Source organism: Bartonella doshiae NCTC 12862 = ATCC 700133 (genome assembly GCF_000278155.1).
GTDB classification, from domain to species: Bacteria; Pseudomonadota; Alphaproteobacteria; order Rhizobiales; family Rhizobiaceae; genus Bartonella; species Bartonella doshiae.
This window is the reverse complement of sequence record NZ_JH725095.1, coordinates 342,174-357,500: the sequence shown is the minus strand read 5'-3', so window position 1 is coordinate 357,500 and position 15,327 is coordinate 342,174. Positions and strand designations below refer to the sequence as shown.

Below are 15,327 nucleotides of genomic sequence, written 5' to 3'. Positions count from 1 at the left end.
TCTGATACAAAATCAATCATTTAAAAAAATACCATCTTAACGCAATTATTCGTAGAAATTTTAAAATTCTTGCGTTAATCTTTATAACGCGGGGTGGAGCAGCCCGGTAGCTCGTCAGGCTCATAACCTGAAGGCCGCAGGTTCAAATCCTGCCCCCGCAACCAAACTTCCAAAAATAATACTTCCATAAAAATCAAATGAGCTCTAAACATAACAATGCGCTCATGATAAAACGTAAAATATAATAATGCACCTAAGGGAAAAGGTTATAGAATAAGGCTTCATCCAAACTTCCACATCTACATTACTTTTATTAGAAGTCGAGCTTGATAGAACAGAAGGGGATATGGCGTGAGAAAAAACGCGCAATCTAACTCATACTATAAAAACTTCTGGAGAGCTGAAAAAGCTTCTTACATCTATCCTAACATACATAAAGCAACCCTTAAGAGAAAAAAACTCCAGAAGCTGTATATCCCTATCCTTGTTAGATAATTTTGGCGCAATGTACTATCTGTTTTGAAAGGGACCATCTCACATCATCTCTTGGACCATCTGCTCTAGCCCCTTTTGCCCCTTCTAGGGTGGAATGCTCTTTGAAGGATTGATGATTTTTGCAATCTTTTGTAGAAATGAGCGTGATGGAGAAAAAATTTTCTGTCGTGAGAAAAATAAGGAGTGGTTTTGTGCTTTTGCAGTCATTGGTACTGACGTTTGAACGGAAGCTGGCAGTGGGGAGGGGGAAGCCATAGAGCCCGTGATCACTAAATTTTATTCCGCTATAGAATATCGGCTTTTATAAACTATAGAGAAGGCTTTGCCAAAGGAATGGAGGGGCGCTTAAGTCTTAAAGGAGTGCTAATAACAAAACAAACTAACATGCTTGCAATCATGGTGAAAATCCCAAGGGAGCGAAATTTGCAACGCACATATACCCTCTTCCTAACGCACTGCGCTCATAGAAGCACCATAAAAAACAGGAAAGAAACGTAGTAGCTTATAAACGCTCACAAACACATATGGTGAACGCGCTGCGGTCAATCGGATTCTCCCAGCATAAAAGAACGAAATAGAGACTAAGAGGGTTATGATACTAAATATCATGCCCTCTGAAGCAGGGTGGGTAGAGAAGGCCTTCTTCTCTCTAAACCGATAAATCTAAAAGTTTTTCCTTATACCGGAAAACAAAAACTATCATAACTCATCTGAAGATGAAAGCACAAAAAAGTGTGTAGGAGCGCGTAAAAACACATAGAGCCTATAAGTGAGAGGGGAGCTGCTATGGGGCGAATATCTTCCCCCAAGTAAAAAAACAATAGCGACTAATAAGCGCCGTGACACTAAACCTCATTCCCTCTTGAGCGTACGCGTTGATATTTACCCGCGTACCGTTTTAAAAATCCACTTTCAACCAAGATGCGTCTTAATCTTGCAAAATCTACAGTAAAGAGATTGCATATCTTTGATACTTCAGCTTCGCTATATATTTTCTCCATTTGAAATGCTTCTACAATTTTTGTAAGCATATCTTCCGTTTCTAAGTGGCGGTCGCTTAAATTTTCCATATCCCGTTCGTTTTTATCCTCTAGTGCTTTCCATAGTGTTTCTTCTGCTTGGAATCCTTCTTTTGCGTTTTGAATAAGACCAAGATTCAAAAGGCGATTGATGGATTTATGAATGATTTTTGCATCTGAATCGACATGTTTGAGGATATCAGAAAGATTTTTAGCGCCCAGTATAATTGCAGCATAGACAGTACGCAGTGTAGCTGAGGTCATTGCAGAAATGAGAGAATTGCATGTTCTGCGTTTGTGAAGTGCTTCTTTTCCCATGGGCAAAATATCATTTCGAATGGGCAATTCATTGATTTCTCTTAATTCTGCTTGTAACGATTGCAAACGTACAACCTGTTCAGTTTTGGTGCGTTTACGGACGATACCGAGACCACTTTGGCGATATTTGTGGTTTTCGGGGAGTGTTAAAGCCTCATAGGATCCATCAAGCCGATAAAGGATTTCTTCCCAGATGGGGGTTCTAACACGTCGAACCCGTTGTTCGCCATTGATAGCAACAGATGTCGTCATTGTTGGTTCATGAAGACAAAGATAACCACCGAGGGCAATATGTTCCCATAGCGTTATAATAAACCGTACATCATCTGCTGGAGTTCCAGCATCAATCCAAGCAAAATCTATGGGCTCCCAAGATTTGAGCGTATTTTCATTGAGGGAGAAAAAGTTTTCATTGATAAATGTTACCGTGTTTTTTTCAATGTCGTCTTTAAGCAGTGCTTGCCATGCTTCTTCTGCTGATTGACCTTCTGCTGTAAAATCATCAATTGTAATAAGCCGCGGTTCGTAGTTCTCAGGAATTCCTGAGGGATCGAGTAAAGCTGTGCGCTCTTCCCAAAGGGAGGATTCTAGAAGCCTTTTATCCTGTTGCCACGCTTGTTTTGCTTTTTGAAGTGCTTTTGCGATAAAGCGTGTGCTATCGCCCGCACCGATTTCAATGACTGTGCGCGGTCTTGCCATTTGAATGAGAGCATAAATGAGTTGTGTGCTATTTTCTGTTCCCATGCCAGGTCTTATGAGCTGCATTTTTTGATCCTTATAATTTTACCAATCGCAGCATTCCTGCTTTTACAAAAAGTTCTATTGAATCTTCTATGGGGTATTGAATACGCATTGGTATGGCGGCTTGCTTCAAGAGATGTTTTGTTTTTTCATGAAGCCGGATTGTGCGACCATTAAGCTGGTTAATGGCAAGGTAACCAATAGGAGAATCTACAATACAGCATGTAGGTTCTCGTAAAAGAGCCGTTGCATCATCTTTTGAAAAGGCTTTTTGATCTGTTTGAATGAGTCCGTGTCGCGACAGTGATATTAAAAGACTGTCCGCGGCAAGAAGAGAACCATTGAATTGTATTTTTTTTAAAGATTGAACAAGACAGCCTTTATGAAGTGCTTCAGATGTTAGGAAATCAAAACCGCCAAATGCCGCTCCTTTCGTAGAAAAAACCGTTACAGGTTGTATTTGGCGTTTCCCAATGAGCGCGGGCTTATTCTTTATTATCTGCACGTCCTTAGCCCATTGGATGTGCGCCAAGGGATTGAGTTCACGTGGGTAGACAGCGAAAGAATTGAGGGTTGTAGGTGGTGTTGGTTTTTGCAATTCAAGCGTGTTGGTGCTCTCATTAAAATCATGTTGCATGGTGTCTGCAAGTTGCCATACATAACCGCCTGTTCCATTGTAAAAATTTAAGCCTATGGGATCTTGTTGCATGGTGTTAAACCGGTTTTAAAATAACTGTAGCAGTCCCCATACCAACTGCAACGCCATCTTGAACCGCCGATTTAATGATTGTATCCACACTCAATCCTGCACGCTTGGCAATGGGAATAATGGAGGAAGGTGTCCACATACGATCACGTAAATCACAGACAACACCTTCAATGTTTCCTGAAGCATTCCAATCGTCTTGGGCGAAGACAGAACGGTGCATGATAAGCTTTTCTGCATCGTATTTATAAGCCCACCAGATTAAGGAGGCTCGACCATTTGGGGGGAGAAATGGCACAACGGTGCATCGTTTATCCATAAAGGCTAACTGCTCAGGGGTACCATCATCAAAAATTGCAACTGTAACACGGCTGTCTTGATTGAATAAAAGTTTTCTTGCTGAACAAAAAAGTTCTTCTAATTTGTCTTCTTCAAGGATAAAATTTATTGTAGCATCACCAAAAGTGATAATATTAAAGCGTTGTGATAGAATATCAGAAGGTATATTAAAAATATCTCCTTGACGTGCATGGATGAAAGCTTTCTTTTCAGCAGGGATACGTGACTGAAAGCGTTTTATAGCAATGTCGGAGATATCTATACCGATGCTGCTGCCTAGCCTAAATTTTTTTGCTAGATGTAATAAGAGTCGACCATCACCGCATCCCATATCAAAAATACGATGTTCATCATGAACTATTGTTTCTACAGCCTCAAAATCCCAAGTAGCTGGAACAGTTGTTCGTTCATATGCATCAAAGAGTGGTTCATCAAAGTAATATTGGCTGGTACGAAGCTGCACGATATCGGAAGCAATGATTCTATCAAGTGGTGGTTGGAGATCAAGTTTTTTTGCATTGTTTATTTTAGGGGAAAAACGGCCGAGTCTACTAACCATTATCATATTCCTTTTTTTGCATAATGCTATTTAAGATAAAACCTAATGTTCCTGTGATTATGGTGATGATGCCGATTACAAGAAGTGTGTTTTGGGTATGGTGCACACGGACAAATCCGGCTCCTATAAAGCCGATGCACACGGATGTTTGTATGATGAAGATATAGGCAGGCATTTGGTTATTTCGGTGTTCTTTCTGAATGGCTTTCATCATAAAACTTGCCATCAGAGCGTTTTGCACACCGTTGGCTGCTCCGAGGATAAAAAATGACAGCATCATCAACCATACGATATGTGTTAAGGAAAAGCAAAAAATGCTAAAGCCAATGATTGTCGCGGCCAATGATGCACCAGTGGCATTGCCAAAGCGGTGAAAAAAGTTGGAGAAGCAGAGAGGACCGACCACTAAGCCTAGGCTTATCGCACTTGTGATCACCCCATAGATTTCAGCGCTTAAGTTCAGCTCGGTGCGGATGCGGACAATCGATAACACGTTGAGAGCAGAGGTGAGTATGATGGTGATGATGAGGGGTGCAAGGGCATAAACGATATTTTTTTTACGCAATAGACCCGCTAAATCTAGTCCTTTTTTAGTTTGCTTCGATGTGTTTGTCTCTTGTGCATGAATTTTTAAACTTTTAAAACAGAATGTAGTGATAAAGGTTGTGCAAAGAACCATGATTGAGAGTGCAAACAATCCACTTTGCCCATTTGATATGCCATATAACACGCCTCCTAGGAGAGGTCCGGCAATATAACCAAGATTACGCACCGTTTGGATGATGCGGTTTATACGGTCTAATTGTTGATCAGTTTTTGCGAATTCAGGTACAGAAACGAGGATTGCAGACCAAAAGAGTGATCCAGCACAGCCCAGTGCAAAAGAAATAGCAATATAAATCCAAAATTGGTTGGTGATTGCAGCTGTGGCTATAAATATTGCTTCAAATAATAAAACAACAGGAACTGTTCGAGAAGCACTTAGCCAATGCAAGAGATACGGTGCAATTGGTCCGGAACAAATTGCACCCATAAGCCCAGCAAAAAGGAGCATTGAAATAGAGGCTGTATTCTCTGCTAAGTGTAGAGCAAATGTAACTTGAGCTGTTTCATCGGCAAAACTGCTCAGAGACAAAACGAAGAAAAGCCCCATTTGAGCAAAAATAATGGATTTTTTCTTTATCACAATGCCCCCCAAGATGCTAAAGCTTTTACGGTTTTTAAAATTTCTTTCTTTGCTGTGTTACTTAGCTTATCATTTAATTTCGATATGTTTACTTTCTCTTTCGATGAAAGTTGAGAGAGAAAGTTCTCTAAATAAGAGCTATATTCAAAACTGGCGCAATGCCCGTTTGCTGCGATGAGCAGTTCTTTTGTTTCAAGCAAGGGAACCCATTGGAGGGTACTGGGGAAGCGAAGAGTGATTTCACTCTCAATTTCAGAGATATCAACAAGGGGGCGACCAACACATAAACGCGAACTTGTATCACAAATTAATTGAGAAATAAGCATATGGCGTTTTAAGGTGCCATGTGCAATTGCAGTGCTTAATGCAGAGTGTTGAAAAGCATTATTAGGATTTAAACTTGCTCTTCCCGATGTATGGATATCATGTCTTGTTTGATCATCAAGATGGAGCAAATGCGTGACATAATTTTTATGATGTTGCGCATCGCTTGCCCTTTCCCAAAAAGCAATATTAACATTTGCAGCAATATTTTTTCCAGTTTCAGCAACGTGGAAAGCATTATGGGGAAAGTAGGCAACGCGGTCTGTACGATTTTGTAGTGCTATTGCGGTTGATTTATGCTCTTCATATTCAGGATATTTTAGCCCTTGGAGTTCTTTTCGTGTGCTGGGCCATACAAACATTGTTTTGCCATCCTGTAGAGTAAAACCAAAATTGTGAGCATGATCCACATGGATCCCAACATGGGTAGAAGAATATCGGCCGATGAAACAGTCAATATCCACGCGTCCACCAGGTCTAAAACTTAAAGAGTGTGCTAACTGATCCGCAAATTGTTTTGCTACGTCCCACAGAGCAGGGGTTGCAGCGTATAATCCATAATACATAACCGCCCATTCTTGCTTTTCGGCACATTGATTAACGCGGGCAGTATATTCTTCTATAGTCCTATCCGTATCAGAAACGAGAAAATTTTGAAGAGGATGTGGGCTTCGTACTCCATTAATAACTGTCACTGCTTCGGATTTAGGGTTAAGTGCTAAGAGTTTACTAGGATATAGAGCATATTGCTTTAGAGCATCCAAAACATCCCCTTCATGGAAAGGGATGTTTGAGATTGATAACTCAGCTGCTTGTTTAGCCCAAACTTTTTGAGAAAAGTTTTCAGAAAATAATTCAAACATGCCAATTAAATACACCTAAATTTTTTCACTGAATGTGATAGATGTATAAGCAGATGTGCATCAATAATATACTATTGTACTTCATGCAAATCATCCGTATCAACAGTGCTTTGACAAACTTGGATGACATTCCGCTGAGCATATTTAACATTGGCTAACATTGGCATAACTTCGCCATCAGATAATTCAATAACGTCTTCTACTTCATTAAGTGAAATATTCATATATTTCCCCCCTTATAACTGACAAAGATAAATGATAATCCAAATAAAGAATTACCAGGCCACTTTATCTAGCATGTATTTAATTTTTTGCCAAATACCATTTTAATTGAAAAGGGCATTTTATCTTCTAAGAGCTGATCATAATTTTTTTACCAGGGGAATTGTAAATTATTCCTTATGTATAGAGAAGGGGTGTTTCTAAAATACGGGGTTTTGATCGTGAATGTTTTGTCAAAATAATGCACTCTCTTCATCTGTATCTGTGTGTTCTATTCTTAAAAAATTTGGAATAGTGAAAAGCTTTATATTGGTGCTATTTTATGAAACGTAAATAAATGAGATGTCTCTTGTGTGTTTTATTATACTGTAAGGATACATATGAGAATGTTCTTTTATTGAATAATGCAAGGAGTGTTTAAATATCTCTTTCAACATCAGAGTTAGCCAACAGTATAGAACATGATAGAGATTATCTTACAACAACAAAGAGCTCAAAGATAAAGTTATCAAGAGCAGTTTACAATAAAAAGCTGTACGGTTTGTACAGCTTTTTATTGGTTTTAGGTTTTATGAGGTAAAAATTTTTAAAGCATAAAAGAGTCTTTGCGGCTTCTGTAGCCATAGTAGCCACAAACACTTGAAATAATGGCACCAATTAAGCCTCCTAAAAAGCCCCACCATCCCATATGCGATGCTGTTTTTGCGGCTTTATTTCCAATGTGACGCGCATCTTTTACGGCTGTATCTAGCTTGTGAGACAGTGTCTCAGCTTTTTCTTCAAGAGCTTTGAGTGCTTCTTCAGTTTTTGCTTCTGCTGTTTGGTAGAGATGAAGCGCATTTTTGGCGGTTGTTTGTGCATCTGCACGTGTCATGCCATTGTTCATGAGGTTGTTTATGATATCGCTTCGATCAAACTTTGTGGTAATTGTTTGGATGCGATCAGAAAGACGTTCACTGAGATCTTTTAGATATGTGCGATAGTGAGAAGGGTCATTTTTGAAAGCTGTTATTGTTGACCCAATATCTTTAAGAGCTTCCTGATAGGATTGCTTCAAGTGTTCAGGATTGAGAGCAGGAATATCACTTTTATTGAGAAGTGTGCGTAATTCATTGCTCAATTTGTCAAAGTCGATGTTATTGTCTTGTTTATCCCGTAAAAAGCTTTCAATATTTTTGCCGTTTAATTTTGAAAGAAGGGGGGAAAGATTTGTTTTGAAGTTGTCGACGGATTGTTCGATTGCTGACGTGTTTTCTATAGCAGCTTTAGCGCTTAAGCTTGCAGCATTTGAGACCAACCATATGGCTTGGATGGCCATAAGAAGTGTTAAGAGAGCCCACGTTAAAAAGCCGTGAAGTGCGCCTGACGATTCTGCAAAACGTCCAGAAACGAAACTTCCTAAAGAAAGACTGATCAGCATAACAACTAGCGATCCAATTCCTACGGAGAGAAAGGTGCCTTCAAAAGGGGCAGACGAGGTGAGGTCAATTTGACTTAAGCCTAAAGCTGTAACCAGAAAAGACAAGCAGATTGAGGTTGCTAGTGCTGTCACCACTCCAGCCAAGATTGCTGACCATGAAATGGGTGTGTGAAAAAGTGGATACCGTTCTTCTAGGGATGTTTCTCCTAGAAAATGCGTATCAAATGGTGTGTCTTCAGGAATACGAGTTTCCATGTTTTATCTCCTTGAATATGCTGGAGATACAATGTCTTTTTGCCAATTATGTTCCAAAAGTGAATAGATATGCGCCAAAAAGGACAGAAAACACCGAAAAAAAGACGGTGATCATTACTTAAAATTCTAGAGTCTTCATTTTATTATTTTGTTTTTTGCAAAAACAGCGCGTCTTCTAAAATTTTAGTTTTTTATATTGCACTATTTATTTAAAATAAATACAAAAGTATTCAATTCAAAAAGCTATGAGAGATAAAAAAGAAGAAAGAAATATGAGTGTTCTAAGCTGTTTTTCCTTCTCTTATTGCGCTCTATCAAAACCATGCTAGAAAAATTTTCTAAGTTCTTTGAGTAAAAACTCCCAAAACCAGAGAGGAAAGTTGAAAAGTTTTGAGACAATGTCCAAAAGTTTCGGGATTCTCTCCAAAGATTGTTTTTTAGTTTCACATGCAGGTTTTTTATGCGATGTAAGAGCCATTTTGATTTGAGAGATAAATTTGGTTTGATGGACCATCTTGTACTAAGAAACTGCATTTTGTAAAAGTCATGTGTTCCCCCTTTATGACGTAGGGACTATGAACTGTAATCGGTTCATAGGTGCTACAGGTTTTTACTTTTGCATTTGCAGTTGTCATGGATTCTGTTTCAAATGTATTTGTGTGAAGATTACTTGTGTGTTTTTCGGGTTTACTGTCGATTAAAGTACATTCATCCATTACGCTTTTTATGGATGCATTTACTTTGTTTAGCATTTTATCAAACTCTTTTAGTAATTCTTTTATTAAAGACCCGTAAATGTCTTTAATGTTTAAAAAATCACGAACACCAAGTTTACTGATGGCATTATAGGATCACCCTGAAAGACATGCGATCATTTCAATTGATTGCTCGTCACCTTCTTTGCTCTGTATTGCTTTTAAGTCTTTAAAGTTCGGGCGGCGTAAGGTGATTTCTGTGTATGTCTTTCCTTCCACTTTAATAGGTACAAGTAATTGGTACATGGCTAGTTCTATTATATTCATTAATAGCTTCTCCCTGCTTTCTAAATTAGATGCAGAATGATTTATCAAATTTTTATTATATCATGTTTGTCAATAGCTTAGGCAGTAAACTTGGTGCTGGTTATGTAGAATGAAAATCTAACAAAATGGACAAGATGAATTTAGATTTTAGGGGGAGACAGAAGCACAATTTGCTTTATGATATTAGTGGGCTATTAAGTTTATTTGCTCAATTATTTGTGTTGATAAAAACTTTTCCATGAGCCATTATTATACGCTTTATTGTTACAATAATATTTGCGTGGGTAGTTTTGAGGAGAGGGAGTTTGTGGCTTCTTTTTTCTTTGAGCATTGTAAACCAATTCTGATAAAAGATGTTGTCGGGAGAGTGATAGAGTTTGGGAGCGTTTTTGTTGATGATATCAATGAAAAAAGCTGATGAAGATAGGGCAACATGAATACAACAAAATGCGCTATTTGGGATTGAGAAATATATCTCTGAAGGGGAGTTTTGATCTTTTAGCTTCTTTTGCGTATAGTTTTAAAATTGCGATTTTTTATGCTTTAAAATTAATTATAAAGTGAAGCATTAAGTGTTTGTTTACGTGTTGAGTGTGTGCGTGCGGATCAGACATTGGATTTATGCATCAACAAGATGAATTTTCTCAAATAAAGTAAAAGAATAAAGAAAATTTATTATTTTATTCTCTGTGGATAAAGTTAAAATAGATTTATATTTATAAATATAAATTATTATTTTGCTATACACGTAAAATTTAAATATTTTTAAATTTAAGAAATGTGACTTTCCTGATGAAACATAAATATACATTACCATTCATTATACTTATCGTATGTTTATCAACAGGAGGATTGATTTCTACCGATATTTTTTTACCAGCACTGGGAGAGATGCGTCAATATTATCAAGTGACACAATCTCAAATTCAGAATGCAGTGGCAGTTTTTTTGTTGGCATTGGCACTTGGACAGCTTATTTATGGGCCGCTGAGTGATAATTTTGGGCGTAAAAAAACACTTCTATTGGGCTTATTTTTGTGGTTATTTACGACACTTGGTGTGATTTATACGGTTCATATTCACGCTTTTCTTGTGTTACGTTTTTTGCAAGGTCTTGGTGCTTGTGCGGGTATCGTCTTAAGTCGTGCAATTATCAATGATTTATTGGATAAAAAAGCGGCCGGAAAACTTTATTTGATTGTTTTCCCTTTTATTGGAATGTCACCAGCACTTGCACCTTTCATTGGTGGACTTTTGATACAAGCTTTTCATTGGCAGGCAACTTTTATCTTTTTAAGCTTTTTTATATTTTTGACCATTTTGCTGTGTTGTTTTGTGCTAACGGAAACTCTTCCCCCTCAAAAACGGCAGCATTTTTCTCCCGTAGGATTGATGAAGGCATATTTAGGCGTTTTTAGAAATAAACAATTTATTTTTTATGCACTTATTCCGTGTTTTTCTTACATAGCTTATTTTGCTTATATTGTGGAATCACCTTTTTTACTCACAATATTGGGTTTATCACCTGTCTATATTGGCTATAGCTATGTCGGGGTTTCTCTACCCTATATTTTAGGGAATCTCGTGGCGCGGTGGTTTTTCAAACGAGAGTCTATGGAAAAAACTGTCTGTCGAGGATACATTATTTTTGTTATAGGAGGCGTGCTCTTTGCTGTGCAAATGTATCTAAGTCCATGGCCCCTTGTGACAAGTTTTATGGCTATTGCTGTTCTTACTTTTGGTAATGGTTTTTTATTGCCGTTAGGGACAGCATTGGCTATTTCATCACATCCGCAAGCTGCTGGGGCTGCATCTGGTATGATGGGGGCTTTACAATTAGGAAGTGCGGCGCTAAGTGCGGCGGTTATCGGAAAGATATCTGGCCATAGCCCACGGGCTATGGCCACTTTGTTAGCTGTGTGTTGTGTGATCGGTTTTATCATTTATATTCAAAAAGCCCGTGATTTTATGACCTCAGAAATGAGCTGAGTCAAACGATAAAAAGAAAGCATTATGCGGAAATGTTTTTGATGTTTTACACAAATGGGGCATCTCTACATTAGATGAATTTTTTTATTAAGCTGTTGGATTGAATGGGGTTAAAATTTATTACAAGCTTAGTTTGAGTTTAACAAATTGATTATGATGGGGGGAGAGTATGAGCTTAGAGTTTCAACATATTTTCATTATATTGGGTGGGAAAAGTTTTGGCTCTAATGCATGTTTTAAAATAAGGGGAGGAATTGATTAATGAGCCTTCCTATTATTATTCTTTCTCCTGTAATGCCAATTTGGGATGGTGGTGTTTTTTGTTCTCCATTGACAAAGCTATGCTTATCAAAAGGATTCCCTGTCACTCTGCTGGATACGCTTTCTCTTTTTCCTAAGAGTTCTCATGTTCTCAATCATTCTGCTGTAGACATTTTATCTTTTATGGCAGAAAAACTCAAAAACTATTTTAAAGAACCCGCAGTGCTTGTGGGATTTTCTATGGCTGGAATGTTGGTACAAATATTGGCAGCACGGCTTTCCAATGTTCAAGCTGTGCTTGCTGTGAATGCACCTGGCTATCCAGATAAGGTTTTGAAACGGCGCCTTGGAGATATTCTTGTTTACTTAGAAAATAATGATTTGTCAGGAGCTTTGGAAATACTCAATGGTTTTATGCATCCTTCTGGCATTATGAAAAAAAGAGCCTTATTGGAGGTTCCTGATCAACAAAAAAGCGTGGCAATTGAACGCATGACAAGAGGGTTTAAACTCTTATTGGCGATGGATGCTAGAGATGAAGTCGTTAAGTATAAGGGGAAGTTTTTATCTTTAGTGGGAGAAAAGTCACAACTTGCAACGGTAGATAATCAGACGAAAAGTCATAATCTGAACCATGAATATAAGATTATCTCTGGTGCTGGTACGCGTTTGTGGGAGGATAATCCTACAATGACGGATGCAGTCATTGATGAATGGATAGGGGGATTATGAAAAAGAAAGTTCTTGCATTACCTGGTGATGGGATAGGACCAGAGGTTTGTGATGCTGCGCTGATGGTCTTAGAGCAATTTCAATTGCCAATAGAGTTTACTTATGGTGATATTGGTTTTGAATGTTGGAAACAGGAAGGAGATCCTGTTCCTCAAGCAACTTGGCAAAAAATTACTCAGAGTGATGCGATTTTACTTGGAGCTGTGACCAGTAAAGGAAAAGAAGCGGCTTTAAAAGAACTGGAACCGCATTTAAAAGAGAAAAATCTTGCCTATGTTTCTCCTGTACTTCAACTTCGCCAAAAATTAGGGTTGTTTGCAAATATACGCCCTGTCAGATACATCTTTGGTCCGAAAAAACCTTTTCATTTTTGTGTTATCAGAGAAAATAGTGAAGGTCTTTATGCTGGATTGGATTTTCGGGGTATCACTCCTGAAACAGCCGCTTGGTTAAGACATCCCAATTTGGCAAAATATGGGCTTGAGGAAGCTGCGTGGACAGTCCGTTTGCAGACACGCTTTGGTTTAGAGCGGTTATTTGAATATGCTTTTTCTTATGCACGGGAATATGGTTTGAGGCGCGTTACTTTTGCTGATAAGCCCAATGTTATGAGAGAAAGTGGACAATTTTCTCGAGAAATTTTTGAGAAAATTGCGCAAAACTATCCGGAAATTGAAGCAGATATTCATAATGTTGATGCGGTTGCTTTATGGATTGCAACGAAGCCAGAGCAGTTTGGTGTGATTGTTGCTGAAAACATGTTTGGCAATATTCTCTCTGATCTTGGATCTGGAGTAATGGGGGGATTGGGGCTTGCTCCTAGTGCAAATGTGGGAAGCAAAATGGCTTATTTTGAACCTGTGCATGGCAGTGCACCACGTATTGCTGGACAAAATAAAGCAAATCCTTCCGCGATGCTTTATACCACGGCTCTACTCTTAGAACATTTAGGCTTTAAAGATGCAGCACAACAATTATCTGAGAGTGTTGATCAGGTTATTCGTGTTGGAAAAACTGTACCTTATGATCTTGGAGGGGGCGCCTCTACGCGTCAAATGGCTGAAGCTGTTCGCAATGCTCTTGTGAATCCTGTCTCTGTTTGTCGGGCGGCGATTATTACTGTTGGTGATGAACTCCTTTCAGGGCAATATTTGAATACAAATTTGCAGGATTTGAGTCAGAGCTTGAATAAGAGAAATATTCAAGTCACCCGTCATTTTGTTTGCGCTGATCAATTACAACAAATCAGTGAAACTGTTGTTGCTTGTCTTGGACAAGAAGATCTTATCATTATCAGTGGGGGATTGGGACCAACATCAGATGACATAACACGTGATGCAGTTGCAAAAGCCGTGCAGCAGCCTTTGTTACATCACGAAGATGTTTGGCAAACAATAAAAGGTCAATTACAACGATTAGGGATTACGGCGGATAAGAGTAATGCGCGTCAAGCATTGTTTCCTGAGACAGCAACCGTGCTTGATAATCCTACGGGCACAGCTCCAGGGTTTTATCTCTCTTGCGATGGAAGTACGCTTGTTGTTTTGCCTGGTCCACCATCACAGGCTCTTGCGCTTTTAGAGAATTATTTAGAACAAAATAAGAAAAAATATTCTTTTGTATCGCGTGCGGGGTATGCATGGACTTTGATTGGAATTGATGAAAGTACCATTGCGCAGTGGGTTGATGATCATCTTGAAAATGGGTCATTTGAACGGCATTTTTTATGGAAAAGCCCCTATGTTCTTGTGCAACTGGTTGGTCAATCAGAAGCGCCCTTGGGACAACATTTCGTGGAAGAATTTGAAAATCATTTTCACCCCTATTTGGTTGGTGCAGAAGTTACTACTGCTTGTAAACAATTAGCAATGCACGTTGAGGTTCATTGGTCTGCCAATGACCCATGCCTTTTAAAATATTTTCAGCCCATAGAAAAAGGTAAACAAGATATTCCTTTGCTTGAGGTTGAAGTGAGCCTAGAGCCTTCTATCGAGACATTAGAAAATCAAGAAGAAAGCCTTGGACATGCCACGATGACTATACGGATGAAAGGTTATGGTGATGATCGTGTAACTTTTCCCTATACGCGACCACTTTTAGGTGCCGTCTTACAAGAATATGCAGCTTGGTTGGTTTTAAAAAGAGTTTTGCAAACTGAGAAAAGCAAATGAACCTCTATGGGGACGTAAAAATATTGCTCAAATTATTGAACGTTCTATTATAAGAAGTATTTTGATCCTTTTCTTAAGTGGTTTTTATCTATAGGTTAAACTTTCTTTTAATGTGTAATTAAATGACTTTGACTTGATTCAAGATTAAGAAAAACTTTACGATATTAGGCTCGCTACATTCAATATTTATAATGATTAATTATTATAAATCAATATGTTCTATTTCATAGAGCTGATGACAAGGGATCCAGAGATTTCATGTGCCTCAAGCGTTGTAAATAATTAAGATTCTTTGTAAATCAAAAAGCAATGTTGTGAAAAGACAAGAAGTCGTGTCATTTACAGGAAAGCTTTGCAAATTTTATTGAAAAATATGTCTGTGAAGAGTTTATTGCGAATATGTGCCGTTCAGTTATCTGATAATAATGTGATAACAGGAAGAATTATTTTTTCTATAAGACGTGAAAATTTAAGGAGTGATCATTTTACGCCTTTGTTTTCCTTTCGATTGGTAATTTGTAGGAATTTGTTTGGGGAAAATATTTAATGCGGTGTGTTTGTGAATGCGGTTAAAAACATTTTACGCGTGTGTGGGAGAGAAATAAAATGTGTCTTAATTGTTGATAAGAGTGTCAATGTTTTTGATGAACAAATTTTAGGCGTAATTCTTAGTATCTAGATAGGAAGTTCATTGCATTTTTTAAC

Annotated in this window: 12 protein-coding genes and 1 tRNA gene; 4 read left to right on the top strand and 9 right to left on the bottom strand. The window is 38.2% G+C overall.

Going from position 1 to position 15,327, the window contains the following annotated elements:
• The first annotated feature begins 87 nt into the window (after positions 1–87).
• Positions 88–164: transfer RNA gene (locus MCS_RS04500), tRNA-Met, on the top strand.
• A gap of 1,176 nt (positions 165–1,340) precedes the next feature.
• Here MCS_RS04500 and MCS_RS04495 read toward each other — a convergent pair.
• The 9 genes from MCS_RS04495 to MCS_RS08105 form a co-directional block, all read right to left on the bottom strand.
• The gene (locus tag MCS_RS04495; protein ID WP_004856063.1) at positions 1,341–2,597 is read right to left on the bottom strand and encodes a DUF2087 domain-containing protein; all 1,257 of its coding nucleotides are present in this window, start codon (positions 2,595–2,597) and stop codon (positions 1,341–1,343) included.
• A 10-nt stretch (positions 2,598–2,607) separates the two neighbouring features.
• On the bottom strand, positions 2,608–3,282 hold the full coding sequence (locus tag MCS_RS04490; RefSeq protein WP_004856062.1) for a hypothetical protein: 675 nt from the start codon (positions 3,280–3,282) through the stop codon (positions 2,608–2,610).
• A 4-nt stretch (positions 3,283–3,286) separates the two neighbouring features.
• Positions 3,287–4,177 carry a class I SAM-dependent methyltransferase gene (locus MCS_RS04485; RefSeq protein ID WP_004856061.1) on the bottom strand — a complete coding sequence of 297 codons (891 nt, stop codon included), beginning with the start codon at positions 4,175–4,177 and terminating at the stop codon, positions 3,287–3,289.
• Entirely contained in the window at positions 4,170–5,363 is a 1,194-nt protein-coding gene (locus tag MCS_RS04480; RefSeq protein ID WP_004856060.1) for an MFS transporter, read from the bottom strand. The genes MCS_RS04485 and MCS_RS04480 overlap by 8 nt, the downstream gene beginning before the upstream one ends.
• Positions 5,360–6,550 carry a hypothetical protein gene (locus MCS_RS04475; RefSeq protein WP_004856059.1) on the bottom strand — a complete coding sequence of 397 codons (1,191 nt, stop codon included), beginning with the start codon at positions 6,548–6,550 and terminating at the stop codon, positions 5,360–5,362. The genes MCS_RS04480 and MCS_RS04475 overlap by 4 nt, the downstream gene beginning before the upstream one ends.
• 71 nt (positions 6,551–6,621) lie before the next feature.
• Positions 6,622–6,774, bottom strand: a complete 153-nt coding sequence (locus MCS_RS08450; RefSeq protein ID WP_004856058.1) for a hypothetical protein — start codon at positions 6,772–6,774, stop codon at positions 6,622–6,624.
• Between the two features lie 584 nt (positions 6,775–7,358).
• Positions 7,359–8,447 carry a TIGR04086 family membrane protein gene (locus MCS_RS04470; RefSeq protein ID WP_004856057.1) on the bottom strand — a complete coding sequence of 363 codons (1,089 nt, stop codon included), beginning with the start codon at positions 8,445–8,447 and terminating at the stop codon, positions 7,359–7,361.
• Positions 8,448–8,905: 458 nt separating this feature from the next.
• Positions 8,906–9,199 carry a hypothetical protein gene (locus MCS_RS04465; RefSeq protein ID WP_004856056.1) on the bottom strand — a complete coding sequence of 98 codons (294 nt, stop codon included), beginning with the start codon at positions 9,197–9,199 and terminating at the stop codon, positions 8,906–8,908.
• A gap of 99 nt (positions 9,200–9,298) precedes the next feature.
• Positions 9,299–9,469, bottom strand: coding sequence for a phage tail assembly protein (locus tag MCS_RS08105; RefSeq protein ID WP_004856055.1), 171 nt, complete (start codon positions 9,467–9,469; stop codon positions 9,299–9,301).
• A 792-nt stretch (positions 9,470–10,261) separates the two neighbouring features.
• On the opposite strand from MCS_RS08105, the gene MCS_RS04450 reads away from it, so the two are divergent.
• The 3 genes from MCS_RS04450 to MCS_RS04440 all read left to right on the top strand — a co-directional run bounded on the left by MCS_RS04450 (position 10,262) and on the right by MCS_RS04440 (position 14,622).
• Complete coding sequence (locus tag MCS_RS04450) at positions 10,262–11,458, top strand: multidrug effflux MFS transporter (RefSeq protein ID WP_004856054.1); 1,197 nt, start codon at positions 10,262–10,264, stop codon at positions 11,456–11,458.
• A gap of 261 nt (positions 11,459–11,719) precedes the next feature.
• The gene (locus MCS_RS04445; protein ID WP_004856051.1) at positions 11,720–12,451 is read left to right on the top strand and encodes an alpha/beta fold hydrolase; all 732 of its coding nucleotides are present in this window, start codon (positions 11,720–11,722) and stop codon (positions 12,449–12,451) included.
• The gene (locus tag MCS_RS04440; protein WP_004856050.1) at positions 12,448–14,622 is read left to right on the top strand and encodes an isocitrate/isopropylmalate dehydrogenase family protein; all 2,175 of its coding nucleotides are present in this window, start codon (positions 12,448–12,450) and stop codon (positions 14,620–14,622) included. The genes MCS_RS04445 and MCS_RS04440 overlap by 4 nt, the downstream gene beginning before the upstream one ends.
• Positions 14,623–15,327: the final 705 nt, after the last annotated feature.